The sequence below is a fragment of the Cellulomonas xiejunii genome, assembly GCF_024508315.1.
Taxonomy (GTDB): domain Bacteria; phylum Actinomycetota; class Actinomycetes; order Actinomycetales; family Cellulomonadaceae; genus Cellulomonas; species Cellulomonas xiejunii.
This window is the reverse complement of sequence record NZ_CP101987.1, coordinates 521411-545166: the sequence shown is the minus strand read 5'-3', so window position 1 is coordinate 545166 and position 23756 is coordinate 521411. Positions and strand designations below refer to the sequence as shown.

The following is a 23756-nucleotide window of genomic DNA, read 5'->3' as shown; positions in this document are numbered from 1 at the left end:
CCGCACGACACCTCGTCGGCACGGCAGCGACCAGGTGCGGGGGTACGGCGACGGCCGCGCACCCGTGGGTGGCGCGGCCGGCGGCCGAGGCGTCAGCGCGACGTGTAGGTCAGGCAGTCGGCGATGTCGTGGCCGGCGCCGATCCGCACGGACGGCGCGGCGCACTCGAGGTGCGAGTTGTGCGAGCAGTCCTGCCGCTGGCAGGCGCCCACGTGCGAGACGACGCGGTCGAGCCCGCCCTTGACGCCCAGCGGGATGAACGTGGCGCACTGCGCGTCGCCCGCGCCGCCGATCGTCACGGCGGCGGCGTGGCAGGACGAGTGGTCGTTGTAGGAACAGCCGGCGACCGAGCACTCGGCCACGGCGGGGAGCTCTGCGAGGGTGCTCATGGGGACCTCCGGGGGCTGGGACGTGGGGCGTGGAACTCCGACGCTAGACCCGCCGAGGCGCGCCCGCCACCAAGGAAGGGCTTGCTTACCCGCAGGTCAGAGGCTCTTTTTACGCAATGCTGGTGTTGCGCAAGCCCGTCCGCGCAGGTCACCGCGCAGGCGCCACGGAAGAAAGTTCGTCGCAGGTGCATCCGGATCCACCCCTGCGAGGGAAGTAGGGGTGTCAGCACGTCCTCGCCCGCAACGCGGGCCCCATGGAAGGACCCTCCGATGCGCGCACGACTTCTCACCGGCACCGCTGCCGGTGCCCTGGCCCTCGGTCTCGTCGCCTCGTTCGCGGCGCTCCCCGCCTCCGCCGCCACAGGCAGCTCCGCCAAGCTCTCGGTGCTGCACGGCGTGCCCGACCTCACCGTCGACGTGTGGGTGAACGGCGAGCGCACGCTCGACGACTTCACGCCCGGCACGCTCGCCGGCCCGCTGGACCTGCCCGCCGGCACGTACAGCGTCGCCATCACGGCGGCCGACGCGGCCGACGCGTCCTCCCCGGCCATCGGCCCGGTCGACCTCACCCTCGAGGGCGGCGGCAACTACACGGCCGTCGCGCACCTCGACACCGCCGGCTCGCCGACCGCGACGCTCTTCACCAACGACACCAAGCCGACCGCCGCCGGGCAGGGCCGTCTCACGGTCCGCCACGTCGCCGCGGCACCGGCCGTCGACGTCCTCGCCGGCGGCACCGCCGTGGTGAAGAACCTGACGAACCCGAACGAGCAGACGCTCGACCTGCCGGCCGGCACGGTCTCGGCGACGGTCGTCGCGGCGGGCACCACCGAGCCGGCCCTGCTCGGCCCGGCGGACGTCCCCGTCACCGAGGGCGCCCTGACGATCGTCTACGCGTGGGGCTCGGCCGAGGCGGGCAACCTCGCGCTCGCGACGCAGACCGTCACCGGTCTGCACTCGGACCCCGCAGGCGTGCAGGCAGGTCAGGTCGGTCTCGCCGCCGACAGCTCCCCGGTCCTGCCGGTCGCGCTGACCATGCTCGCCGCCGCCGGGCTCACCGGTCTGGCCGTGGCCGGACGCCAGGTGGCCCAGCGGGCCACGACGCGTCGCTGATCCCTGTCGGCGAGACGCACCGTGAGGCGTGACGTGCCCGGCGACCGACCTGCACCAGCGGGTCGGCCGCCGGGCGCGCCCGCCCGCCACCGCGTGCGAGGCCCGCACGCGGTGGCGCTGGCGGCGCTGGTCGCCCTGACCACCGCGTGCGGGTCGACCGCGACCGCCGACGCTCCGCCGTCGTCCTCGGCCCCCGCCGCGACGGCGTCACCGACCACACCTCCGGGGCCCGCGGTCCCGGACGTGCCGGTCGCCGACGCGGGCCTCGGCTCGCTGCCCGCACCGGCACCCGCACCCGTACGGCTCGTCATCCCGGACCTGGGGCTCGACATGCCGATCGACGCCGTGGGAGTCGAGGAGGACGGGACGATGGAGATCCCGCAGGACGCGGACCGTGCCGGGTGGTACCGCTACGGGCCGGCCCCGGCGTCGCCGGAGGGGGCGACCGTCGTGGCTGCGCACGTGGACTCCTGGACCACCGGCATCGGTCCGTTCTCACGGTTGCGGGACGTGCCCGCGGGGGCGCGGGTGGAGGTGACGACCTCGGACGGCGTGGTGCATGCGTACGTCGTCCGGGACGTCACCCAGGTGCCGAAGAGCGACGCCCCCGTCGAGCAGTGGTTCGACCGGACGGGAGCGCCGAGAATCGTGCTGGTGACGTGTGGAGGGGCGTTCGACCGCGAAGTCGGGCACTATGCCGACAACGTCGCGGTGACAGCAGACCCCGTCGTGGACGCCGCAGGTGGGTGAGCGGCGTGGCGCGCACGACGTGGGGGCCGTCCCGTGGCGGTGACGGAAGGAGCGTGGGTGAGCACGTCGGCCACCGTGCCCGACGACGTGGAGGCGCTCGGTCGCGCCTTCGCGTCGGGCGACGAGGCTGCCGTCGGCGAGGCCTACCGCCGGTGGTCGACCCTGGTGCACACCGTCGCCGTGCGCTCGCTCGGCAACGCGTCGGAGGCCGAGGACGTCACCCAGCAGGTGTTCGTCGAGGCGTGGCGTGGCCGGGCGCGGTTCGACGCGGACCGCGCCCGGCTGCCCGCCTGGCTGCTAGGGATCGCCAAGCACGCGGTCGCGGACGCGCACGAGCGGCGGACGCGCGACCGTCGGCTGCGCGAGCAGCCGCAGGTGGTCCCGGACCCGGACCGCGTGCCGACCGTGACGCTCGACGAGCGGGTCGTCGAACGCGTGGTCGTGGCGGACGCCCTGGACGACCTGGGCGACCCGCAGCGCACGATCCTGCGAATGGCGTTCTACGACGACCTCACGCACGACCAGATCGCCGCGAGAATGGGACTGCCGCTCGGGACGGTCAAGAGTCACGTGCGACGTAGCCTGGCGCGCCTGCGGACCCGATGGGAGGTGGATGGTGCTGTCCGATGACCTGCACGTGGACGACGAGACCCTCGCCCTCCTCGCCCTCGGTGAGCCGGTGGGCGAGGCCGCGGACCTCGACCACGTCGCCACCTGCCCTCGCTGCTCGCAGGAGGTCGCGGCGCTGCGCGGCGTCGTCGACCTGGCCCGTGAGTCCGGCCCGGAGCCGCATCTCGTGGCCCCCGCGCCGCAGGTCTGGGACCGGGTCGCAGCCGAGCTCGACCTCGGTGAGCGCGCGCACGCCGCGGCGCGCGGCGAGCTGACGGTCCGCCCCGCCGACCCCGCGCCCGGCTCCTCCGGCGCGACCGTCACGCCGCTGGCCCCCCGCCGTCGCATGCGCAGCGCGTGGCTCGCGGTGGCCGCCGCCGCGGGTCTGGTCGTCGGCGGCGCCGGCGCGACCGCGTGGTTCCAGCTGCGCGCCGACCCCTCGACGGTCGTCGCGAGCGCCGTCCTCGAGCCGCTGCCCGGCTGGACCCCCGGCGGCACCGCCGAGGTGCGCACCGCCCGTGACGGCTCGCGCACGCTCGTGGTCGACCTGGACGACGCCCCCGCGGGTGAGGGGTTCCTCGAGGTGTGGCTGCTCAAGCCGGACGTGTCGGGGCTCGTGAGCCTCGGCACGCTCGACGGCACGAGCGGCGAGTTCGCGCTGCCGCCCGGGCTGGACCTCGCGGAGTTCCCCGTGGTGGACGTCAGCGACGAGCCGCTCGACGGCGAGCCGGCGCACTCCGGGGTGTCGGTGGCGCGGGGTGCGCTGGAGGCGTGAGCGTGTGGGCCGTCCGGCCCCGCAGCGGCTCGTCTCAGGCGGTACCGGCCGCCGTCCCGACAGGGCCCACGCCCAGCTCGTCGAGCAGCGCCAGCACGCGGGTGCGGATCTCGTCGCGGATCGGGCGGACCGCCTCGATGCCCTGACCTGCGGGGTCGTCGAGCTGCCAGTCCTCGTACCGCGTGCCGGGGTAGAACGGGCACGCGTCGCCGCAGCCCATCGTCACGACGACGTCGGAGGCCTGGACCGCCTCGGGGGTCAGGACCTTGGGCTGCTCGGCACGGATGTCGACGCCCACCTCCGCCATCGCCTCGACCGCGACGGGGTTGATCCGCTCGGCGGGCATCGAGCCGGCGGACCGGACCTCGACGGCGCCATCGGAGAGGTGACGCACCCAGCCGGCGGCCATCTGGGAGCGGCCGGCGTTGTGGACGCAGACGAAGAGGACGCTGGGAGCCGGCCGGGTCGTGGGCTGGGCGCTCTGGTGGGTCATGGTGGTCCTCCGGTCGAGGGCGGTCACGTCAGTGGGTCGTGGGTTCCGGGGTCGTGCCGAGGACAGCGGGGACGAACGCGTCGAGCAGCGTCGCGAGGGCGTCGCGCAGCGCGGGCTCGACGCGGTAGTAGACCCACGTCCCACGCCGCTGCGACGTCAGCACCCCGACGTCCTTGAGGACCTTGAGGTGGTGCGAGACCGTGGGCTGGGAGACGTCGGCGACGGACGCGATGTCGCACACGCACGCCTCCCCCGTCGCGCTGGTGGCGACGAACGAGAGCATCCGCAGGCGTAGCGGGTCGCCGAGCGCCTTGAGCACGGGGGCGAGCTGGGCGGCAGCGTCCGCACCCAGGGCGTGGGCGTCGGCGGCCGGGGTGCAGGCGGCCGGGGTGCAGGCGGCTGCGTCGACGGCGGGAGCGGACGGGCTCATGAGCGGACCTCCTGGACGGCACGGGCGGGCGCCGCGCCGTCGGTGGAGAACCAGCGGCGGCGCGCCCACAGCGACACGTAGACGAGCCCGACGAGCACGGGGACCTCGATGAGCGGACCGACGACCCCGGCGAGCGCCTGCCCCGACGTCGCCCCGAACGTGCCGATGGCCACGGCGATCGCGAGCTCGAAGTTGTTGCCCGCGGCGGTGAACGCCAGCGTCGTCGAGCGCGCGTACCCCAGCCCGAGCGTGCGGCCGGCGGCCAGGCCGACGCCCCACATCACGGCGAAGTAGGCCAGGAGCGGCACGGCGATCCGTGCGACGTCGAGGGGGTGGCGGGTCACGGCGTCACCCTGGAGCGCGAACAGCAGGACGATCGTGAACAGCAGGCCGTACAGCGCCCACGGCCCGATCCGCGGGACGAACCGCTCCTCGTACCACGCGCGCCCGCGCCTCCGCTCGCCGATGCGGCGCGACGCGAAGCCGGCCGCCAGGGGGACGCCGAGGAAGACCAGGACGTTGACGGCGATCTGCCCGACCGACACGTCGAGCCCCTGGGTGTCGAGCCCCAGCCACCCCGGGAGCACGGTCAGGTAGAACCAGCCGAGCAGCGCGAACGCGACGACCTGGAAGACGGAGTTGATGGCGACGAGCACGGCGGCGGCCTCGCGGTCGCCGCAGGCCAGGTCGTTCCAGATGACGACCATCGCGATGCAGCGCGCCAGGCCGACGATGATCAGACCCGTCCGGTACTCGGGCAGGTCCGCGAGGAAGACCCACGCGAGGACGAACATCAGCGCGGGCCCCACCAACCAGTTCAGCACCAGCGAGCTGACGAGCAAGCGCTTGTCGCCGGTGACGGCGGTGAGCCGGTCGTAGCGGACCTTGGCCAGGACCGGGTACATCATCACGAGCAGCCCGAGGCCGATCGGCAACGAGATGCCCGCGACCTCGAGGCGGGCCAGCACGTCCGCCAGCACCGGCACGAACCGGCCGAGGGCCAGGCCGCCGACCATCGCGAGCCCGATCCAGGCGGGGAGCCAGCGGTCGAGGGTGGAGAGACGGGGGGCCGCGGCCGCAGCCTGGTTCGACATGCGTCGATATTGACAGATGTCGAATCAGTGAGGCAACCGTCAGTGGCCCGCGCCGAGGTTCCCCGCGAGCCTGTCGTGCCGCTGCGCGCTGTCGGCGTTCATGCCGACGATCGTCACGCGCTTGCCCTTGGTCGCGTACTTGTGCCGGATCGCGTCGAGCGTGGCGACCGTGGACGCGTCCCACACGTGCGCCCTCGACATGTCGATGACGACGTCCTGCGGGTCCCCGGCGTAGTCGAACTGGTAGACGAGGTCGTTGGACGACGCGAAGAACAGCTCCCCCTCGACGGCGTACACGCGCTGCCCGTCGTCGTCGCTCGCGTCGAGGCGCGTGACCGTCGTGAAGTGCGCGACGCGGCGCGCGAACAGCACGATCGCGACCAGGACACCGGCCCCGACGCCGTACGCGAGGTTGTGCGTCGTCACGGTGACGACGACGGTCGTGAGCATCACGGTCGTCTCGGAGCGCGGCATCCGGCGCAGCGTGCGCGGGTGGACCGAGTGCCAGTCGAACGCGCCGACCGACACCATGATCATCACCGCGACCAGCGCCGCCATCGGCACGACCGCGACGACGTCGCCCAGCCCCACGACCAGGACCAGCAGGAACACCCCCGCCAGGAACGTGGAGATACGGGTGCGCGCCCCGGAGATCTTCACGTTCATCATCGTCTGGCCGATCACCGCGCAGCCGCCCATGCCGCCGAAGAACCCGGTGACGATGTTGGCGCCGCCCTGCCCCCACGCCTCGCGGGTCTTGTTCGAGTGGGTGTCGGTGATGTCGTCGACGAGCTTGGCCGTCAGCAGCGACTCCAGCAGGCCGACGAGTGCGACCGCGAGCGCGTACGGCGCGATGATCCGGAGCGTCTCCAGGGTGAGCGGGACGTGCGGGATCAGCAGGCTCGGCAGGGACTCGGGCAGCGCGCCCTCGTCCCCGACGGTCGGGACCTTGATGGCGCCGAGCACGGTCGCGGCGGTGAGCAGGACGACGGCGACGAGCGGGGCGGGAACGGCCGTGGTCCAGCGCGGCAGCAGCACGATGACGACGATGCCGACCGCGACCAGCGGGTAGACGAGGAACGGGACGCCCGTCAGGTGCGGCACCTGCGACATGAACACGAGGATCGCCAGGGCGTTGACGAACCCGACCATGACGGACCGCGGCACGAACCGCATGAGCCGGGCCACGCCCAGGAGCCCCAGCACCACCTGGATCACGCCGGCGAGGACGATGGTCGCCATCAGGAAGTCGACGCCGTACCGCGGGGCGACGGGCGCGACGACGAGCGCGACGGCGCCGGTCGCGGCGGAGATCATCGCGGGACGACCGCCGAGGAACGCGATGGTCACGGCCATCGTGAACGACGCGAACAGCCCGACGCGGGGGTCGACGCCCGCGATCACCGAGAACGCGATCGCCTCGGGGATGAGCGCGAGCGCGACGACGAGCCCGGCGAGAGCCTCGGTGCGCAGGCGGCGCGGTGAGCGCAACGCCGCCAGGACGGAGTGGGAGTCGTCGGCCTCGGGCGGGCCTGGCGCCTCGACCGGTGCGGGCGCGGGGTCGGGCAGGGAGGGGTGCTGCTCGTCGGGCATGCGGGCGTTCCGTTCGGGGGGGGAAGGCGCCGCGCGGCCGGACGGGGGTCGGCAGCCGCAGCGCCCCGCCACGCTAACCGATCACGAGGATTCCCCCGCGCCTCGCCCGACCCCCACCCCCTGGCTCGCGAGACCGAGGAATCGGGGACGCCAGTCCCCTGATTCCTCGGTCTGGCGAGCCAGGTGCTTCTAGAGGAGGCGCACGCGGGCGTTGGTCAGGCCGCCCGTCAGCGGCCCCGCCGGGCGCGGGCCGTCGAGCGGCTCGCCCTGCAGGTCGGTGCCGAAGCTCGACGGGCGGCCGTCGGCGTCCTCGAACTCGGCGCCGACCAGACGCGTGGGCGGCAGGTCCGCGCCCGTGATCGCGTCGAGCACGGCGGCGTCCGCGCCGGGCACGTCGACCTCGAGCCACACCTCGTCGCCGTGCGTGACGACCTCCACGTGCGCCGGGCCGTCGAGCACGAGCGGGTCGGACTCCACGTCCGCCGGACGAGCGCCACCGACGAACACGTTGCCGCGCGACACGTACGGCTGCACGCGGCTGCCGAACCGGTTGTGGTCACCGTCCCAGCGGTCCCCCATCTCGGTGAGGTACTGCTCGAGGGACGTCGGGTAGCCGTCGTACGCGGCTGTACCCGTCTGCGACCCGATGCGGCCCCACGACTCCGCGGCGTACGCCACGTCGAGGTCGCCCCCGGCGAACACGTTGCCGATCCAGCGGTCGTCGCCGGTGAGGATGATCGCGTACCCCGCCACCTGGGTGGAGTGCGCCCGGTGGTACGGCGTCGCGCGGTCGAGCATCTGCTTGAGGTTGACCGTGCCGCACAGCAGGTTGCGCACGTACGCGCCGCCCTGGCTGTGGTTCTCGACCGAGACGGGCGACGTCAGCACGTTGTGGTCGACGACGTACGGGCCGTGGCTGACCTCGATGAACAGGTCACGGCTGTTGGCCCACAGCACGTTGCGCGTGATGCGCGTGCCCTGCGTCTGCCAGTCCAGCCAGATGCCCAGCGAGCAGTCGTGGATGCGGTTGCCCGCGATGACGACGTCGATCGGCGCGTGCAGCTTGATGCCCGCGATCTCGTGGCCGTAGAACGCGCGGTCGTTGGCGATGTCGTGGATGTGGTTGTCCTCGATGCGCGAGAACACGCAGCCCAGGTGCCCGACGACCGCGTTCTGGCCGCAGTGGTGGATGTGGTTGCGGCGCACGACGTGCGAGCCGATGTGCTCCTTGTCCCAGCCGATCTGCCGGGCCGAGAACACGGACTCCAGCTGGTACTGGTAGCCGGGCTTGTCGCCGCGGTCGGACGCGTAGTTGTCCCCCGTCGACGCCTCCTTGCCGAGCGAGACCGCCGAGCACGTCGCGTCGTGGATGTCGTTGTCCTCGATGACCCAGCCGCGCGCCCAGTTGGGGCCGATCAGGCCGGGCTGGTTCGCCGTCGGGGGCGCCCACTGCGTGGCGGCCTGGCACAGCTCGAAGCCGCGGACGGTGATGAAGTCGACGTGGTGGTCGGTCGGCCAGAAGACCGTGGGGCGCACGTTGATCTCGGTCAGCGCCGCGTTGGGGTCGGCGTCGCCGAAGCTCGCGTGGATCGTCGTGGCGTCGGGGCCGACCTCGGCGCGCCAGACGCGCGGCGTCCAGTCGGGGTCGGGGACGGGGACGGTCGTGCCCGTCCAGTCGTCCGTGATCTCGGTGCGACGCGGCGCATTCGCGACGGCGTCGACGCTCGCGACCTCACCCAGACGACGACCGTCGAGGTACACGGCACCGAGGTGCTGCTTCGGGTCGTCGCGACCCGGCCGGACCATCCAGTCGCCGTCGACCTCGACCGCGAACGGGTTGACCTCACCGAACAACGCGTTCGGCACCTCGGCGCGCCACACGCCGCCGCCGACGGGCTCCCAGCCGGTGACCTGCTCGGAGCCCGTGATGCGCACGTGCTCGCCGGGGGCGGCCTGGTAGGTGATGCGGCGCTCGTCGCTGCGACCGCCGCGGCGGGGGCGCACCCACTCGCGGTAGGTGCCGGCGTGGACGGTGACCGTGTCACCGGCACGTGCGAGCTGGGCGGCCCGGTCGATGGTGCGCAGCGGGGCGTCCTGCGTGCCGACGGCGTCGTCGGACCCGCGGACGGAGACATGGAGAACGTGTGCCATGACGAGACCCTACGTGGGGCGGCCGGGACGGATCGACCTCGGCGAGCGCGGCGCGCGGCGACGGCGTGCCTTGCACCGTCGGGGCCGTCCGGGACTCCGGGGACGGGCCGTCATCTCCCTCTTCACCGTACAGCGCAGGAGGGCGCTTGCGGCAAGGGCCCCGCGAGGGCGCATGATCGTGGCCGTGCCGCGCTCGCCCGCGGCGACCCCGCCTCTCGCCGAGGAGCACTGCCGTGCCCGGACCCCGTCCTGCCCTGCCCACGTCCGCCTTCGCCCTGCCCACGTCCGCCTTCGCCCTGCCCGCCGCCCGCGCCGCCAAGGCCGACCCGGCGCTCGTCGCACGCGACGAGCAGCTGTTCGCCGCGCTGGGCGCGACGCTCGACGCCCAGGTCGCGGACCTGCGGGAGCGTGTCGAGCGGCTGCGTCGCGCGCCGGGCGGTCACGGGCAGGCGGCACTGGACCGTGACCAGGACATCCACCGCCTCAGCGGGCGGCTGCGGCTGCTGGAGCGGTTCGGGCTCGACCTGTGCCTGGGGCGCATGGTCCTCGAGGACAGCCCCGAGCCCGTCTACGTCGGACGCCTGGGCCTGACGACGAGCACGGGTGAGCGGCTGCTCGTCGACTGGCGCTCGCCCGCGGCCGAGCCGTACTTCGCGGCGACGCTCGCGCACCCGATGGGCCTGGTCAGCCGGCGGCGCTACCGCTGGACCGAGGGTCGCGTCACGGACTACTGGGACGAGGTCTTCACGCCCGAGGGGTACGACCAGGCCGCCGCGCTCGACGACCAGTCCGCGTTCATCGCGAGCCTCGGCGCGAGCCGGTCGGCGCACATGCGCGACGTGCTGGGCACGCTGCAGGCCGACCAGGACGCGATCATCCGGGCGGCGTCGCGCACACCGCTCGTCGTCGACGGCGGGCCCGGCACCGGCAAGACCGTCGTCGCCGTGCACCGCGCCGCGTACCTGCTGCACTCCGACCCGCGCCTGCGGGACCGGCACGGGCGCGTGCTGCTCGTCGGGCCGCACCGGCAGTACCTGTCCTACGTCGCCGACGCGCTGCCGGGGCTGGGCGAGGAGGGCGTGCTGACGTGCACGGTGCGGGACATGGTGCCGGAGGGTGCGACGGCGACGCCGGAGACGGACCCGCGGGTCGCGCGCCTGAAGGCGTCCGTGGGCATGGTGCGGGCGATCGAGCCGGCCGTGCGCTTCTCGGAGCGCCCGCCGACGCAGGGCATGCGTCTGATGACGCCCTGGGGCGAGGTGTCGTTGAGCGCCGACGACTGGGCCGACGCCTTCGACGCCCCCGACCCCGGCACCCCGCACAACGAGGCGCGCGACCAGGCGTGGGAGGCGCTCGTCGAGATCATCACCGACGGGCTGCCGGACGACGTCCCTGTCGACCAGCTGCGTCGCGCGCTCACCCGTGACGCCGAGCTGACCAGCACGTTCACTCGCTGCTGGCCCATCATCGAGGCCGCCGACCTCGTCGCGGACCTGTGGTCCGTGCCCGCGTACCTGCGGCTGTGCGCGCCGTGGCTCACGCCGGACGAGGTGCGCCTGCTGCAGCGCGACGACCCGCGCGCGTGGACCGAGGCGGACCTGCCGCTGCTCGACGCGGCCCGTCGGCGCCTCGGCGACCCCGCGGAGTCGCGGCGGCGACGTCGGCGCGGTGCCCAGGTCGCCGCCGAGCGGGAGTACATGTCGCACGTCGTCGACAACCTCGTCGCCGGTGACGACTCCACGCTGGGCGTCATGCACATGCTGGGCGGTGAGGACATGCGCAGCGCCCTGGTCGACGAGGCGGGGCTGCCGAGCGCGGACCCGGACCTGCTCGCCGGGCCGTTCGCGCACGTCGTCGTCGACGAGGCGCAGGAGCTCACCGACGCGCAGTGGCAGATGCTGCTGACCCGGTGCCCGTCGCGCAGCGTGACGATCGTCGGGGACCGCGCGCAGGCGCGGCACGGCTTCCCCGAGTCGTGGACGGAGCGGCTCGAGCGCGTCGGGCTGCGGGGCGTCGACGTGTCGTCGTTGCGCATCAACTACCGGACGCCCGTCGAGGTCATGACGGAGGCGGAGCCGGTGATCCGTGCGGCGGTGCCGGACGCGAACGTGCCCACGTCGGTCCGGTCGACCGGGCTGCCGGTCGTCCACGGCGCGCGCGCCGACCTGGCGTCGGTCGTCGAGGACTGGCTCGCGACGCACGAGGGCGTCGCGTGCGTCATCGGCGACCCGACGTTCCCGGCGGGGCCGCGCGTGCGGTCGCTGACGCCCCAGACGGCGAAGGGGCTGGAGTTCGACCTGGTCGTGCTGGTCGAGCCCGACCAGTTCGGCGACGGCATCGAGGGCGCGGTCGACCGGTACGTCGCGATGACCCGCACGACGCAGCAGCTCGTGGTCCTGACCGCCCGTAGGTGAGCCCCTGGGGTGGTGCGGGTGACCCCCCAGGGTGCGCGAGAGAGCAATCCAGCACCCGTCATCCCCGCAGGAGGGCCATCCGGCCGTGACTGGATTGCACTCTCACCACCTGGGGTGGTGCGGGTGACCCCCCAGGGTGCGCGAGAGAGCAATCCAGCACCCGACATCCCCGCAGCAGGGCCATCCGGCCGTGACTGGATTGCACTCTCACCACCTGGGGTGGTGAGTCCACCTGGGGTGGTGAGTCCACCTGGGGTGGTGACTCCACCTGGGGTGGTCAGTCCCCTGTCCGGAAGCCGTTGACCTTGTGCGTGCCGTCGCACCACGGCGGCGTGCCGGTCCCGCCGCAGCGGCACAGCGCGACCGTCCGCCGACGCGGGGTGACGGCGTTGCCGTCGGCGTCCACGACCTCGACGGGCCCCCGGACCAGCAGCGGGCCGTCGGGGCACGGCGTGATCCGCACCGGGCCGCGCGGGCGGTCGTCGCGGCCGGTCATGCCGCGAGCCCGACCGCGCGACGCAGGCGACGGCGCGGGGTCGCCGCCGCCCGGAGTCGCACACCGGCGTAGGGCACGCCGCCCGCGGCCCGGTACCCGAGCGCGAGCCACGCGCACACCGCGCGCTCCCCCAGCCACACCGGCGCCCACAGCGCGGCCGACGCCGGGTAGGCCCGGGCGCCGCCACCGCGTCGTCGTCCCACCTCGGCGAGCAGGACACTCGCGGCAGCGACGGCCGCCGCCGTCCGGCGACAACGACCCCGCAGCGACGCAGCCACGAGCAGCGGCACCACGGCCAGCTCCACCAGCAGCCGCCCCGGCTGGGCGTGGCTGTCGTACGCCTGCCGGACGCGCTGCCGCCAGAAGTGCCGGACGGTCGGCGGACGGCGGCGCACCAGCAGGTCCCGCGCGACGCGCTCGCGCCCACCGCGCGCCCGCACGGTCCGCACGAGCTCGAGGTTCTCGAACAGCACGTCGGCCGCGTAGCCGTGCGGCGGCAGCGCGGTGCGCCGCACGACGAGCGTCCCGGGCCAGTCGCCGCCGACCGCACGGTTGAGCAGCGAACGCCCGGTGTCCCAGCGGGCGTGCCACGGCCGGGGGTCGAAGACGTTCTGCGGACGCACCAGGTCGGCGTGGTCGAGCATCGCCAGCGCGCGGTCGAGCGTGGCCCGCTCCCAGCGGACGTCGTCGTCCGCGACGACGACGCTCGGGGCGTCGGACACCTCGAGGCCGCGCCGGACCCCCAGGACCTTGCCGTTGCAGCCAGGCTGCGGTGCGGGCGCGTCGACGTGGCGCACGTCGTCCGGCAGGGCACGCGCGTTGGCGGCTCCCACCGGCTCCGGCGACCCGTCGACCACGACCACGGCGAGCTCGCGCACGAGACCCCGCAGGTAGGCCAGCGCCTCGGCGTCGAGCGGGGTGGCGCTGCGCAGCGGCAGGACGTAGACCGCGTCCGGGTGGCGCGGGGTCATCGCAGCGGCTGCCGGAGCGACGGCTCGCCGGCCTCCCAGCGGTCCAGCACGTGCTGCGCCCACATGCCGTCGAGCGCCAGGCAGACCGCCGCGCCCCACACGACGTCGCCCCCGAGCGTCGGCTCCTGCTCCACGAGCCGGCCCGCCATGTCCCGCCCGGCGATCTGCTCGTGCACGGCGTCGGCCTCGACGTGCTCGTCGAAGTACTCGGTGACGTCCTGCCCCAGGCCGACGCGGCGCATGCCGTTGCCGTACAGGCGGTTGGGGATGGACGACGTCATCTCGAACGCCGCGAGGTGCCCCACGATCGCGCCGAGCAGCCGGCGGTGCAGGCCGAGCATCGACATGACGTTCGGGTGTGCCAGCGTGATCGCCGGGACGTGGTCGACGTACCGGCCGTACGTGTCGTCCAGGCCGAGGCCACGCATGGCCTGCGCGAACAGCGCCGCGTGCTGTCGCTCGGGGTCACCCGCGCCGTACTCGTCGGACTGGATCTCCATGAGCGCGACCTTGGGCGCCCCGCCCAGCCGCGGCACCGCCCACGTGTGCGGGTCGGCCTCCTTGAGCTGGTAGACCGAGCGGTGCACGACGAACTCCTCGATCTGCTCGCGCTCCGCGCGCCGCGCGATCCAGCGGGACATGCTCGGCCCGTCATCGGAGGACGTGAGGTCGAACAGCGTCTTCGCGACCGCGGCTGCCGACGTGTCGACCGGCACCGCGACGGTGACGCGCTCGCGCAGCTCGGCCTCGACGGCACGCTCGAGGGCCGCGCGTGCGGCGAGGACATCGGGCTGCCACTCCCAGTCGTCGTCGACGCCGTCGAGCCCGCGGTAGTGCAGCTCGTACATGCAGGTGAGCGCGAGCTGCACGTCGTCGTGCTCGAGCCACGAGCCGGTCGGCGCGGCGAGGACGCCGGCGGCCTCGTCGCGCAGGATGCCGGGGTCCGCCGTGCCGGTGAGCGCGCGCAGCAGTGCGTCGCTCAGGGGGCCGCGCGGGGTCGGGAGCGGCATCGGCGACTGGGGCCGTGCCGCGGTGAGGGGTGCCGGGGACGGCAGCTGGGTGGTCATCATTCCTCCTGCGCAGGTCAGCGCCCTGCTCGAACGCCCGCTCATGGTGACCCGGCCCCCGGCGACCCGCCACCCGGGGGCGTCACCCGTCCGCGACGGGCACGCCCCCGGGCAGCGGGAGCGTCAGAGCGGGTGCGCGGCCAGCCGGACGGCCGTGTGCGCGAGCGACCTGGGCAGCGGGTCGTGGCCCAGCCCGGGGTGGCTCACCGGGTCCCAGCGCGCCGCCCGCACGAGCGCGGTGAGCAGGTGCGACGTGACGTGCAGGACGACGTCGCCTGCAGGACGAGGTGCGCGGCGGCGCCGCCCGCGACGACGGGCACGCCACCTACGACTGCGCCGAGCAGCGACAGCCGACGAGCTCGAAGCCAGGGGCATCGCGGCCGACGTCGTCGCGACCCGCATGCGCGCCGATGTCAGCCAGGCGAAGAAGCGGTAGAGCAGCGCGCGCCACAGCGACGAGGTCACTCAGGGCAGGCCGCAACCATGGCCGAGGCAAGCAAGCAGGGCAGGCCGCAACCATGGCCGAGGCAAGCAAGCAGGGCAGGCCGCGACCATGGCCGAGGCAAGCAAGCAGGGCAGGCCGCAACCATGGCCGAGGCAAGCAAGCAGGGCAGGCCGCGACCATGGCCGAGGCAAGCAAGCAGGGCAGGCCGCAACCATGGCCGAGGCAAGCAAGCGCAGCGCGGGGGGGTGCAGCTGTGAACCGGAAGGTGCCTGCGCCACGAGGAGGCGAGCCAGCGCCACGGAGAAGCGAGTTAGACCAGCGATAGGTGAGTTAACCCTCGATTACGTTGGATGTCTTGCAAGTAAGCCAGGCAACTGATAGCTTCCTTACTCGACAGATAATCCATCTAACTAGGAGATAACATGGCTACCCAGCTCGACCTCACCGGCTACTCGAACGACAAGACCGTCATGGCGCAGCGGTTCCGCCGCGGAGCCCACTGGGTCTACACGATCGCGCTCCCGCTGCACCTCGTGCCCTCCCACCTGCCGGTGCCCGACCCGGATAACAAGCTTCCTGGTAACCGTCGAGTCGAACGTCGGCGTGCTCAGAAGTTCGGTGACTACTGGCGGACCAAGGACCAGCGCGTCGCGCCGCCCCTGCTGCTCGACACCACGTACCCCCTGAGCGACCCGGGGAACTTCGACGTCAAGTTCGAGGTCGCAGGTGTCGAAGTAGGGATCCTCAAGCTCCCCCACAACATGGCGGCCGAGGTCGACATCCTCGACGGCCAGCACCGGACCCTCGGCTGGACCCTCGCCCTGCAGGACATCGCAGACGAGCTCAAGCGGGCCCGCACCTCCCTCCTGGGCAGCAAGAACGCCGAGGACGAGGTCGGCATCCAGACGTGGCAGAAGAAGGTCGACCAGCTGACGGCCGAGCAGAAGCGCTTCTCCACCGAGTACGCGACCCTCGAGATCCTCGAAGGCGTGACCGAGGACGACCACAAGCAGCTCTTCACCGACATCGCGGTCAACGCCAAGGGCATCACCAAGTCCATCACCACGTCCTTCGACCGCCGGAACAAGCTCAACCGCGTCGCCATGGACGTCGCCGAGTCCATCGACCTCCTCGACGGGCGGGTCGACTACGAGAAGGACCGCGTCACCGGCAAGAACGAGAACCTCATCTCGGCCATCAACCTGGCTGACATCGTCCGACACGTGGCTGTCGGCATCGACGGACGCATGACCACCGGCCGTGAGAGCCGGATGAAGGACAGCGCGATCGCCGAGATGACTGAGCTGTTCTTCCAGGCGCTGGAGGCCAGTTTCGACGAGATCGAGCGGCTCGCGAAGGACGAGATCGACCCGACCGAGCTGCGGAGCACGAGCCTGCTCGGCTCGATCACCATCCTGCGGGTCCTCGCCGGCGCCTACCACGTCCTCGCCGTCGACATCACCGACGACTCCTACCCGCACGTCACCCAGGCCGGCGACCAGCGTGCGCGGAAGCTGTTCGCGAGCCTGAACGGTCACATGGGCTTCCCCATCGAGACGGGATGGTTCGAGACCGGCTACTTCGCCGATGCAGACGCCAAGGCCCCGTCGTCGCGCGCCCAGGACCTCAAGGGGCTGGCGAACGAAATCGCCAAGTGGGCCGACGACGGCGCCCCCTTCTGAGCTCTCGCTTGAACAGTGCCCCGCCGCGGCGTCTGCTGCGGCGGGGCACTGTCTGCTCAGAGGGTCAGAGCGTTCCGTGCTGGCAACCCGGCCCTACCGGCGGCGCGCTCGAGGCAGCGGGGTACACCGTCGAGGTCATCGACGTCGAGGTGCCCTACGAGCTGTCCCAGGAGCGCATCGCCGGCCCCGTCCCGGCCGTGGCCCGCGAGCGAGCCCGGCGGGGCAGCCAGGACGTGGTCGTGCAGGCGGCGCAGGAAGGCCGCGCGGCGGTGCTTCGCGACGGGCACGAAGCCCGCCCAGTTCCCGCGACCGCGCAGTGCCAGCAGCTCGTCCGTCAGACGCGCGTCGTGCCGCGCCCCCGGGCCGAGCGTGACCTCGCGGACCGTGCCCCACAGCAGGTCGTCGAAGCCGAGGTCGTCGTGCCGCAGCGCGCGGTCGACGATCCACGCGGCGTCGGACGTCAGGGTCGCGTCGAAGACCGGCGCCGCGCGGTGCACCGGTCGCCCGGTGTCCAGCGCGGCCTCGTTCCACGCGCGGCGCGGCGGCCGTGCGGGCGTCGCGCTGACGAGCACGCCGTCGGGCTGGAAGTGGTGCAGCGCACGCGCTTCTCCAGCGACGCCGGCGTGAACGGCTCGGGCGACGCGTCGAGGAGCGCGCGACCGTCGTCGACGTGCAGCGGCACGAGCATCGTCCGGGGCCCGATGTGCACGAGCACCGGGCGGCGGTCGTAGCGCTGCGCGAGGTCCCTCAGCACAGCGACGCCGCGGTCGTCCGCGTGCACGCGGTCGGCCAGCGGGGTCAGCCGCGGGCGGCGCAGGATCGCGCCCGACGCCACCAGCGGCGCGAGGACCACCCAGAGGACCTGCGCGGTGTCCGCGGCTCCCAGGGGGACCACGTCACGCGGGCTCGCGTGGGCGGTCAGGGCGCGTCCTCGCCGTCGGGCGCGTTCCCCTCGTGGTCGCCGGGGATCGGGTCGGGACCGACGCCGAGGGAGGGCAGGTCGGGCTGCTTCTCGTCGAAGCTGTCGGGCAGCTGCTCGCTATGCGTCGCCCCGGGGGTTGAGGTTGGCCGCCTCGGCGTCGGTGTCCGCGTCGGCCTCCGGGTCACCGGACGCGGCGTCGCCCGTGCGCGGGTTGAGGTTGGCGGGGTCGGCGTCAGGGTCCTGGTTCGGGTCGTAGCCCGTGGTCTCTTCGCTCATGGGCCCACGTTCGCACCGGTGGCGCGGGTCCGCATGCCCAGAGCCCGCGCGACCGAGGGCGGCGACGGGACCCGGCCCTCACCCTGCCGGGCCCCGCCGCCTGGGCCGTCAGATCGCGGCGCCTGCGGCGTACCCGGCGTGGACCGCGTCGCCGACCTTCGAGGGCTGCACGCAGTCACCCACGACGTACGTGGCCGGCCCGTCCGCGAGCGCGTCGGGCAGCGCACGGTCCGGGCGGACGCCGAACGCGAGCAGTGCCGTGTCGGCGGTCAGCTCGACGGGGCCGTCGGGCCCCTCGCACACGACCGCGTCGTCACGGATCGCGGTCACGCGGTGCCCGGTGAGCACGCGCGCGCCGACCTCCGCCAGCCGTCGCAGCAGCGCGACGCGGTTGTGGACCACCATGTCGGACGCGATCTGCGGGTCGGCCTCGACGATCGTCACGTCGTGCCCGGCCAGCGCGAGCTCGAGGGCCGCGTCGGCACCGGACAGGCCGCCGCCGCACACCACGACCCGCGGGCCGACGTGCGCACCGCGGTGGAAGTCGAGCACCTGGACCGCGGACAGCCCGTCCGCACCGGGCACGGGCGGCGCCCACGGCGTCGACCCGGTCGCGACGACGACGGCGTCGGCGCCGGTGACCTCGGGGGCGTCCGCGGCGACCTCGTGGTCGAGGTGGACCTGCACCCCCAGGCGCGCCATCTCGACCTCCCACCAGTCGACCATCCGGTGCAGCTCGCGCTTGAACTCCGGGGTGGCGGCGGGCTCCAGGACGCCGCCGAGCCGCGTCCCGCGCTCGTAGAGGTCGACCGTGTGCCCGCGCTCCGCCGCGACGCGCGCGGCCTCCAGCCCGGCGGGCCCTCCGCCGATGACGGTCACCTTGCGGACCACCGGCGTCGGCAGCAGCACCCGGGTCGCCTCCTGCGCGGCCTCGGGGTTGACGGAGCAGCCGAGCGCCTTGCCGGCCACGACGTTGCCGATGCACATCTCGTTGCAGCGGATGCAGGGGCGCACCTGCTCGGGCCGGCCCTCGGCGACCTTGCGGACGAGGTCCGGGTCGGCGATGACCATGCGGCCGAACCCGACGAAGTCCGCGGTGCCGTCGGCCAGGGCCTGCTCGGCCAGGTCCGGCGTGAGGTTGCCGTTGACCGCGACGGGGATGCGCAGCACCGGCTTCACGACCTCGGCGTCGGGCAGGTACACGCCGTCACCCATGTAGTACGACGGGAACGCGTGGTCGATGGCCTCGTACGAGCCTGCGTCGACGAGCAGCACGTCGAGACCCGCGTCCTGCAGGACGACGGCGAGCTCGCGCGCCTCCTCGGGGGTGCGCCCGCCGGGGAACCCCTGCCGGACGCTGATGCGCATGGACAGCGGGAAGTCGGCGCCGCCCTCCTCGCGCACGATGCGGATCATCTCGGTGGCGAACGTCGCCCGCCCGCGCACGTCGCCGCCGAACCGGTCGGTGCGGGTGTTCCACGCGGCGGACAGGAACTGGTCCGTGAGGTAGCCGGTGTGGCCGTGCAGGTCGATGCCGTCGAACCCGCACTCCAGGGCGCGGCGGGTCGCGGCGCGGAACCGGTCGAGGATGTCCTCGACCTGCTCGAGGCTCAGTGCACGGCAGCGGACGCTCGGGTCCATGAGGGTGGGGCAGTCGGACGCCGAGAACGGTGCGCCGCCGTCGGGGCCGGCGGGCATGATCCGCCCGAGCCCCGGGGTGAGGTTGGCGCTGATGAGGCCGCCGGCGCGGTGCACCTCGGTCACGGCGTCGCGCAGGGGCGCGACGTGCCGGTCGTGCGTGAGGCTGATGGTCGAGCCCGTGGGAAGGTCGTAGACGTCCTGCGTCTGGATGGACTCGGTGATGAGCAGGCCGATGCCGCCACGGGCGCGGGCCACGAGGTAGGCGACCCCCGCGTCGGAGATGGTGCCGTCGGCGTTGGCGGTGTGGGTGCCCATGGGTGGCATGTAGGTGCGGTTGGGCAGCTCGAGGGAACCCCAGCGAGCGGGTTCGAGCATGCGGGCGTGGCGGGTCACGGTGGTCTCCGATCGGGGCGGACGTGAAAACGGACACCTGCGTCCGTTTCTGGTTCGAGTATCCCGACGCCCGCCCGCGGGCCCGGAGGATCTACGTCCTAGACTCCGGAAGGTGACCTCCGCGCGCCGGGACGCCGCGCGCAACCGCGCCGCCGTGATCGCCGCGGCCGAGCGCGTCTTCGCGACCCAGGGCCTGACCGCCCCGCTGAGCGAGGTCGCCCGCGAGGCCGGGGTGGGCCGTGCGACCGTCTACCGACACTTCCCGGACCGCAACGCGCTGGCTGCCGCGCTGTACGGCCACCACCTCGACGACGCGGAAGCGCTGGCCGCCGCACGGGCAGGGCAGCCCGGCGCCTTCGCCGCCGTCGTGCGCCGCATCGCCGAGGGTCAGCACCGGCTCACGGGATTGTTCCCCCTCATGCGGTCCGCACCCGACGCCGCCGGGCACCTCGACGCCCTGGGCGAGCGCATCGCCACCATCGTCACCGGGCCGCTGGCCGACGCGATCCGACTCGGGGAGGTCTCACCCGACGTCACCGTGGCCGACGTGCACCTCGTCCTCACCATGGTCGAGGGCCTGCTGACGTCGCACGACGACGACGAGCGTGCCGCGGCGCTCGACCGCGGCCTGACGATCGCGCTGGCAGGACTGCGCCCCTGAGGCACGCGGCCGATCGCCGGGTTCCCCGACGCGTCTACCGCGCCTCGTCCGACCCGTGGTGGGTCCTGCGGCGCGTGGTGCCGCCGTGCCACTCGAGCAGCAGGAGTGCGGCGTCGTCCTGCACCTCGGCACCGACGGTCTCGAGGAACGTGCGGGAGATGTCCTGCGCGACGTTGCGGGGGTGCCGGTCGGCGGTGTCACGCAACGCGGCGGGCAGGTCGAACGCGGCGGCGCTGCGCTCCAGCATGCCGTCGGTCATCAGCAGGAGCCGGTCGCCCGGGCACATCTCGATCTCCTGGGCCTGGAACTCGTGCGGCCGCATGCCGAGCAGCGGGTTGTTGGCCGGCGCCACGCTCGTGACCTGACCGTCGTGGAGCAGGAGCCCGCCGGGGTGGCCCGCGTTGATGATCCGGACGACGGTGCAGTCGTCGTCACCGTCGTCACCGTCGTCACCGTCGTCACCGTCGTCGCCGCCCGCGGACCTCAGGTCGATCTCGAGCAGGATCCCGGTGACGTAGCTGCCGCCGTCGGGGCGCCCGTGGTCGATGAGGGCCTCGTTGGCGGCGCGCGCCTGCGCGATCAGGTCGGCGCCCTGCCGGCGGGCGTTGCGCAGCGCGTTCACCGCGAGGGTCGCGACCAGAGCGGCGTTGAGGTCGTGCCCCGTGGCGTCGGTCAGCGTGGCGATCAGCCGGTCCCCGGACGCGACGTAGTCGAAGGTGTCGCCCGCGGCGCTCGCGGACGGTTCGAGCCAACCGGCGATCGTGAAGGACCCGCCCTCGCACACGAAGCCGAGCGGGAGCAGCCGGCGTTGGACCTCACGGGCCAGGGTGAAGTCGGCCGATCGCATGGCCGTCTCGTAGGTGTCGGTGTGGCGCTGGTTGGCCACCACCACGTAGGCCAGGGCATGGGCCACCGCCGCGAGCTGCTCGACCCATGCGGGGTCGAGGTCCCCGTCCCCGGCGTCGGCGTCCGCCGCGGCACCCTGCGGCGGCAGCTTCACCGCCAGGACCCCCAGCGCGTCGCCCCGCACGGTGACGGGCGCGTAGACGCATCGGTTCTCCGCGTCGTGCACGATCCTCTGCCCGCGCCAAGCGCGTCCCGGCTCCGTGTCGTCGAGCGAGAAGCGCGTGTCGGGGGCTGCGTGGTCGATCAGGGTGTTCCCCGCCGCGTCGGCGATCAGGAACGTGGCCGACTCCACACCGAGGCTCCGGCGCAACGCGTCCGAGGCGGCTGACATCGCCTCGGCCGGGGAGACGTCCTCCGCGGCCGTGAGCAGAGCCGAGATGTCGACAGGCGAATGGAGCGTCACGGCGTAAACGGTGCCACGCCGCCGCGCGGGCCGCGCGTGGGAGATGCTGAGGGCATGCACCTCGGCATTCCCAGCCCCGACCTCGCGTGGTCCGGGATCTCCCTCGGCCCCCTGACGCTCCACACCTACGCATTGTGCCTGCTCGCCGGCATGGCGGCTGCGGTGTGGCTCACGTCCCGGCGCCTGACCGCACGCGGCGGGCCGGAGGGCGCGGTCGTCGACATCGCGATCTGGGCGATCCCGTGCGGCATCGTCGGAGCCCGGATCTACCACGTGCTGACGCACTGGGGCGACTACGTCGGGCCCGGCAAGGACCTCATCGAGGTCCTGTACATCTGGAACGGCGGCATCGCGATCCTCGGGTCCCTGATCGGCGGGACCATCGGTGCGGCCATCGGTTGCCGACGGGTCGGTGTCCGGCTGCTGTCGTTCGCCGACGCGCTCGCGCCCGCCATGCTGCTGGCGCAGGCCATCGGGCGCCTCGGCAACTGGTTCAACCACGAGCTGTTCGGCAGCCCCACGACGCTGCCGTGGGGCCTGGAGATCCCCGCGAGCAACGGCGCGTTCCCGCCCGGGCTGCCCCCGGACACCCTGTTCCACCCGCTGTTCCTCTACGAGATGCTCTGGAACCTGCTGGGGATCGCAGTGATCCTGTGGCTCGAACGGCGGTTCGCGCTGCGCTGGGGCCGCGCGTTCGGCGTCTACCTCATCTGGTACGGCGCGGGCCGCGTGTGGCTCGAGCTGCTGCGCATCGACCCGTCGAGCGTGACGCCGCTGGGGCTGCCCGCGAACGTGTGGGGCGCGCTCGCCGCAGTCGCGGTGGGTGTGGCGCTCGTCGTCGTCCAGGGACGGCGACACCCCGAGCCGGAGACGTCGGTGCTGGTGGACGGGTCGGTGACGGCGGAGGCCTCGGCGGAGACGACGACGGTGGACGCGTCGACGGTCGACGAGGCCGCGGTCGACGAGGCCGCGGTCGACGAGGCCGCGGTCGACGAGGCCGCGGTCGACCGGTCGGCGACGGCGGACGGCCGCCCCTGACCGTGCCGGCTCACGCCTCCGCGTGCCGGCCGGTGCCGAGTGTCGCGACGAGGTCCTCGTGGAGCTCGAACCAGACCCGGTGGCACGAGTCGACGTCGGTGCCGTCGACCCACCGGGCCTCCCCCGCGGCCGCGCGCCGAAGGGCCGCGCCGTACCGCTCGTCGTAGCCGGCGAAGCGCGCCAGGACACCGGCGAGCCGCTCGGCGAGCGGTGCCAGGCCCGTCCCGACGGCGGCGAGGTCCGCGAGGACCCGGGCGTCCCACGCGGGGTCCGTGTGGTCGTTGGTGGTGAGCCGGTCGGCGGGGGACGGGCGCAGCTGCCAGTCGGTGCAGGCCTGGCGCAGCCGCGCGTTGAGGGGCAGGAACGCCGCGTGGACGTCGCGGACGGCGGCCCGGGCGCCGGTGCGGTCCAGCTCGTCCGCGAGCAGCGCCTCGTCGCGCGCCCGGCCTGACTCGGTGAGGGACCAGCCGCGCAGGTCCGCGAACTGCGCGTGGGACACCCACCCGTACGCCTGGGCGTCGAGCAGCAGCTCCGCGGTCGCCGCGGGGTCGAGCGTGAAGCGGCGGGCCACGGCCGGGGTGTCGGCGAACCCGAGGAGGCGCACCGCGTGCAGCGCCAGCAGGTCGGCGGCCGAGGGCTGCGTCATGCGTCGGCCCGCCGCGCGGTCAGCCGCACGTAGTGCTGCTGGCACGCCTGCGGGGAGTTGAAGCCCATGGCCTGCGCCATCTGCGCCCACGTCAGGCCGGCGCTGCGCGCGACGAACAGCAGGCCGTCCTCCAGACCCTCGACCTCGGCGCGGGCCGCGGGCAGCAGCGCGAGGGCGCTGAGCACGTCCTCGGGCGCCAGGTCCGACGAGCGGTGCAGGGCGTACTGCACGAGGTCCACGGCCGACGGCGGGACGGGTGCCGGGCGCCAGGGCCGGTCGGCGAGCGCGTCGGCGCCGAGCTCGAGCAGGCGCCGGCGCGCGTCGACCTCGCGCTGCGCCTGCGCACGGTCCTCGCGGGCGACGTCGTCCTTGCTGTCCATGCGTCGATCGTGCATAGT

The 23756-nt window shown here is 73.7% G+C and carries 25 protein-coding genes; 8 read left to right on the top strand and 17 right to left on the bottom strand.

The window, feature by feature from the left end; genetic code table 11:
• Window positions 1-92: 92 nt before the first annotated feature.
• A complete protein-coding gene (locus NP048_RS02700; protein WP_227577959.1) occupies window positions 93-389 on the bottom strand; it encodes a DUF1540 domain-containing protein in 297 nt (98 codons plus the stop codon).
• A gap of 270 nt (window positions 390-659) precedes the next feature.
• On the opposite strand from NP048_RS02700, the gene NP048_RS02695 reads away from it, so the two are divergent.
• The 4 genes from NP048_RS02695 (at window position 660) to NP048_RS02680 (ending at window position 3636) form a co-directional block, all read left to right on the top strand.
• Window positions 660-1502: a DUF4397 domain-containing protein gene (locus NP048_RS02695; protein WP_227577958.1), complete on the top strand. Its 843-nt coding sequence runs from the start codon at window positions 660-662 to the stop codon at window positions 1500-1502.
• Between the two features lie 93 nt (window positions 1503-1595).
• Complete coding sequence (locus tag NP048_RS02690; RefSeq protein ID WP_227577957.1) at window positions 1596-2252, top strand: class F sortase; 657 nt, start codon at window positions 1596-1598, stop codon at window positions 2250-2252.
• Window positions 2253-2309: 57 nt separating this feature from the next.
• A complete protein-coding gene (locus NP048_RS02685) occupies window positions 2310-2882 on the top strand; it encodes an RNA polymerase sigma factor (protein WP_227577956.1) in 573 nt (190 codons plus the stop codon).
• Entirely contained in the window at window positions 2866-3636 is a 771-nt protein-coding gene (locus NP048_RS02680; protein ID WP_227577955.1) for an anti-sigma factor, read from the top strand. Before NP048_RS02685 ends, NP048_RS02680 begins: the two co-directional genes overlap by 17 nt.
• A gap of 34 nt (window positions 3637-3670) precedes the next feature.
• Here NP048_RS02680 and NP048_RS02675 read toward each other — a convergent pair whose 3' ends face one another.
• The 5 genes from NP048_RS02675 to NP048_RS02655 form a co-directional block, all read right to left on the bottom strand.
• Window positions 3671-4129, bottom strand: coding sequence for an arsenate reductase ArsC (locus tag NP048_RS02675; protein WP_227577954.1), 459 nt, complete (start codon window positions 4127-4129; stop codon window positions 3671-3673).
• Window positions 4130-4157: 28 nt separating this feature from the next.
• Window positions 4158-4559: an ArsR/SmtB family transcription factor gene (locus NP048_RS02670; protein ID WP_227577953.1), complete on the bottom strand. Its 402-nt coding sequence runs from the start codon at window positions 4557-4559 to the stop codon at window positions 4158-4160.
• A complete protein-coding gene (gene arsB, locus NP048_RS02665; RefSeq protein ID WP_227577952.1) occupies window positions 4556-5653 on the bottom strand; it encodes an ACR3 family arsenite efflux transporter in 1098 nt (365 codons plus the stop codon). Before arsB ends, NP048_RS02670 begins: the two co-directional genes overlap by 4 nt.
• Window positions 5654-5692: 39 nt before the next feature.
• Window positions 5693-7246 (bottom strand): SulP family inorganic anion transporter, encoded by a 1554-nt coding sequence (locus tag NP048_RS02660; protein ID WP_227577951.1) that lies wholly within the window; start codon window positions 7244-7246, stop codon window positions 5693-5695.
• A gap of 189 nt (window positions 7247-7435) precedes the next feature.
• The gene (locus tag NP048_RS02655) at window positions 7436-9397 is read right to left on the bottom strand and encodes a right-handed parallel beta-helix repeat-containing protein (RefSeq protein WP_227577950.1); all 1962 of its coding nucleotides are present in this window, start codon (window positions 9395-9397) and stop codon (window positions 7436-7438) included.
• Window positions 9398-9630: 233 nt separating this feature from the next.
• Here NP048_RS02655 and helR point away from each other — a divergent pair, with 233 nt between their 5' ends.
• Complete coding sequence (helR, locus tag NP048_RS02650) at window positions 9631-11811, top strand: RNA polymerase recycling motor ATPase HelR (RefSeq protein ID WP_227577949.1); 2181 nt, start codon at window positions 9631-9633, stop codon at window positions 11809-11811.
• A gap of 277 nt (window positions 11812-12088) precedes the next feature.
• On the opposite strand, the gene NP048_RS02645 is transcribed toward helR, so the two are convergent.
• The 4 genes from NP048_RS02645 to NP048_RS02630 all read right to left on the bottom strand — a co-directional run bounded on the left by NP048_RS02645 (window position 12089) and on the right by NP048_RS02630 (window position 14810).
• Window positions 12089-12307, bottom strand: a complete 219-nt coding sequence (locus NP048_RS02645) for a CDGSH iron-sulfur domain-containing protein (protein ID WP_227577948.1) — start codon at window positions 12305-12307, stop codon at window positions 12089-12091.
• Window positions 12304-13278, bottom strand: coding sequence for a glycosyltransferase family 2 protein (locus NP048_RS02640; protein ID WP_227577947.1), 975 nt, complete (start codon window positions 13276-13278; stop codon window positions 12304-12306). The genes NP048_RS02645 and NP048_RS02640 overlap by 4 nt, the downstream gene beginning before the upstream one ends.
• On the bottom strand, window positions 13275-14345 hold the full coding sequence (locus NP048_RS02635) for an iron-containing redox enzyme family protein (RefSeq protein ID WP_227577946.1): 1071 nt from the start codon (window positions 14343-14345) through the stop codon (window positions 13275-13277). The genes NP048_RS02640 and NP048_RS02635 overlap by 4 nt, the downstream gene beginning before the upstream one ends.
• Before the next feature lie 123 nt (window positions 14346-14468).
• On the bottom strand, window positions 14469-14810 hold the full coding sequence (locus tag NP048_RS02630; protein ID WP_227577945.1) for a hypothetical protein: 342 nt from the start codon (window positions 14808-14810) through the stop codon (window positions 14469-14471).
• A 402-nt stretch (window positions 14811-15212) separates the two neighbouring features.
• Here NP048_RS02630 and NP048_RS02625 point away from each other — a divergent pair, with 402 nt between their 5' ends.
• Window positions 15213-16472, top strand: a complete 1260-nt coding sequence (locus NP048_RS02625) for a DNA sulfur modification protein DndB (RefSeq protein ID WP_227577944.1) — start codon at window positions 15213-15215, stop codon at window positions 16470-16472.
• 56 nt (window positions 16473-16528) lie between these two features.
• Here the strand turns inward: NP048_RS02625 and NP048_RS02620 are convergent, their stop codons facing one another.
• The 4 genes from NP048_RS02620 to NP048_RS02605 all read right to left on the bottom strand — a co-directional run bounded on the left by NP048_RS02620 (window position 16529) and on the right by NP048_RS02605 (window position 19704).
• Window positions 16529-16969, bottom strand: coding sequence for a cytochrome P450 family protein (locus tag NP048_RS02620; RefSeq protein ID WP_256769425.1), 441 nt, complete (start codon window positions 16967-16969; stop codon window positions 16529-16531).
• Window positions 16933-17367 (bottom strand): hypothetical protein, encoded by a 435-nt coding sequence (locus tag NP048_RS02615; RefSeq protein ID WP_256769424.1) that lies wholly within the window; start codon window positions 17365-17367, stop codon window positions 16933-16935. The genes NP048_RS02620 and NP048_RS02615 overlap by 37 nt, the downstream gene beginning before the upstream one ends.
• Before the next feature lie 144 nt (window positions 17368-17511).
• The gene (locus NP048_RS02610) at window positions 17512-17670 is read right to left on the bottom strand and encodes a hypothetical protein (RefSeq protein ID WP_227577942.1); all 159 of its coding nucleotides are present in this window, start codon (window positions 17668-17670) and stop codon (window positions 17512-17514) included.
• A gap of 108 nt (window positions 17671-17778) precedes the next feature.
• Window positions 17779-19704, bottom strand: a complete 1926-nt coding sequence (locus tag NP048_RS02605; RefSeq protein ID WP_227577941.1) for an oxidoreductase — start codon at window positions 19702-19704, stop codon at window positions 17779-17781.
• Window positions 19705-19816: 112 nt separating this feature from the next.
• Here NP048_RS02605 and NP048_RS02600 point away from each other — a divergent pair, with 112 nt between their 5' ends.
• Window positions 19817-20365, top strand: coding sequence for a TetR/AcrR family transcriptional regulator (locus tag NP048_RS02600; RefSeq protein ID WP_227577940.1), 549 nt, complete (start codon window positions 19817-19819; stop codon window positions 20363-20365).
• Window positions 20366-20399: 34 nt separating this feature from the next.
• On the opposite strand, the gene NP048_RS02595 is transcribed toward NP048_RS02600, so the two are convergent.
• Entirely contained in the window at window positions 20400-21674 is a 1275-nt protein-coding gene (locus NP048_RS02595; RefSeq protein WP_227577939.1) for a PP2C family protein-serine/threonine phosphatase, read from the bottom strand.
• A gap of 54 nt (window positions 21675-21728) precedes the next feature.
• Here NP048_RS02595 and lgt point away from each other — a divergent pair, with 54 nt between their 5' ends.
• Window positions 21729-22712 (top strand): prolipoprotein diacylglyceryl transferase, encoded by a 984-nt coding sequence (gene lgt / locus NP048_RS02590; RefSeq protein ID WP_227577938.1) that lies wholly within the window; start codon window positions 21729-21731, stop codon window positions 22710-22712.
• A gap of 10 nt (window positions 22713-22722) precedes the next feature.
• On the opposite strand, the gene NP048_RS02585 is transcribed toward lgt, so the two are convergent.
• Window positions 22723-23358 (bottom strand): transcriptional regulator, encoded by a 636-nt coding sequence (locus NP048_RS02585; RefSeq protein ID WP_227577937.1) that lies wholly within the window; start codon window positions 23356-23358, stop codon window positions 22723-22725.
• On the bottom strand, window positions 23355-23738 hold the full coding sequence (locus NP048_RS02580; RefSeq protein ID WP_227577936.1) for a DNA-binding protein: 384 nt from the start codon (window positions 23736-23738) through the stop codon (window positions 23355-23357). Before NP048_RS02580 ends, NP048_RS02585 begins: the two co-directional genes overlap by 4 nt.
• Between the last annotated feature and the right edge of the window lie 18 nt (window positions 23739-23756).

Excerpts from the sequence above, each read along its gene's own strand:
- NP048_RS02680 (WP_227577955.1), top strand. The coding sequence starts at position 2,866 with ATGGTGCTGTCCGATGACCTGCACGTGGACGACGAGACCCTCGCCCTC.
- NP048_RS02645 (WP_227577948.1), bottom strand. The coding sequence starts at position 12,307 with ATGACCGGCCGCGACGACCGCCCGCGCGGCCCGGTGCGGATCACGCCG.
- NP048_RS02635 (WP_227577946.1), bottom strand. The coding sequence starts at position 14,345 with ATGACCACCCAGCTGCCGTCCCCGGCACCCCTCACCGCGGCACGGCCC.
- NP048_RS02585 (WP_227577937.1), bottom strand. The coding sequence starts at position 23,358 with ATGACGCAGCCCTCGGCCGCCGACCTGCTGGCGCTGCACGCGGTGCGC.
- lgt (WP_227577938.1), top strand. The coding sequence starts at position 21,729 with ATGCACCTCGGCATTCCCAGCCCCGACCTCGCGTGGTCCGGGATCTCC.
- NP048_RS02695 (WP_227577958.1), top strand. The coding sequence starts at position 660 with ATGCGCGCACGACTTCTCACCGGCACCGCTGCCGGTGCCCTGGCCCTC.
- NP048_RS02655 (WP_227577950.1), bottom strand. The coding sequence starts at position 9,397 with ATGGCACACGTTCTCCATGTCTCCGTCCGCGGGTCCGACGACGCCGTC.
- NP048_RS02610 (WP_227577942.1), bottom strand. The coding sequence starts at position 17,670 with ATGAGCGAAGAGACCACGGGCTACGACCCGAACCAGGACCCTGACGCC.
- NP048_RS02700 (WP_227577959.1), bottom strand. The coding sequence starts at position 389 with ATGAGCACCCTCGCAGAGCTCCCCGCCGTGGCCGAGTGCTCGGTCGCC.
- NP048_RS02625 (WP_227577944.1), top strand. The coding sequence starts at position 15,213 with ATGGCTACCCAGCTCGACCTCACCGGCTACTCGAACGACAAGACCGTC.
- NP048_RS02640 (WP_227577947.1), bottom strand. The coding sequence starts at position 13,278 with ATGACCCCGCGCCACCCGGACGCGGTCTACGTCCTGCCGCTGCGCAGC.
- NP048_RS02580 (WP_227577936.1), bottom strand. The coding sequence starts at position 23,738 with ATGGACAGCAAGGACGACGTCGCCCGCGAGGACCGTGCGCAGGCGCAG.
- arsB (WP_227577952.1), bottom strand. The coding sequence starts at position 5,653 with ATGTCGAACCAGGCTGCGGCCGCGGCCCCCCGTCTCTCCACCCTCGAC.
- NP048_RS02660 (WP_227577951.1), bottom strand. The coding sequence starts at position 7,246 with ATGCCCGACGAGCAGCACCCCTCCCTGCCCGACCCCGCGCCCGCACCG.
- NP048_RS02670 (WP_227577953.1), bottom strand. The coding sequence starts at position 4,559 with ATGAGCCCGTCCGCTCCCGCCGTCGACGCAGCCGCCTGCACCCCGGCC.
- NP048_RS02675 (WP_227577954.1), bottom strand. The coding sequence starts at position 4,129 with ATGACCCACCAGAGCGCCCAGCCCACGACCCGGCCGGCTCCCAGCGTC.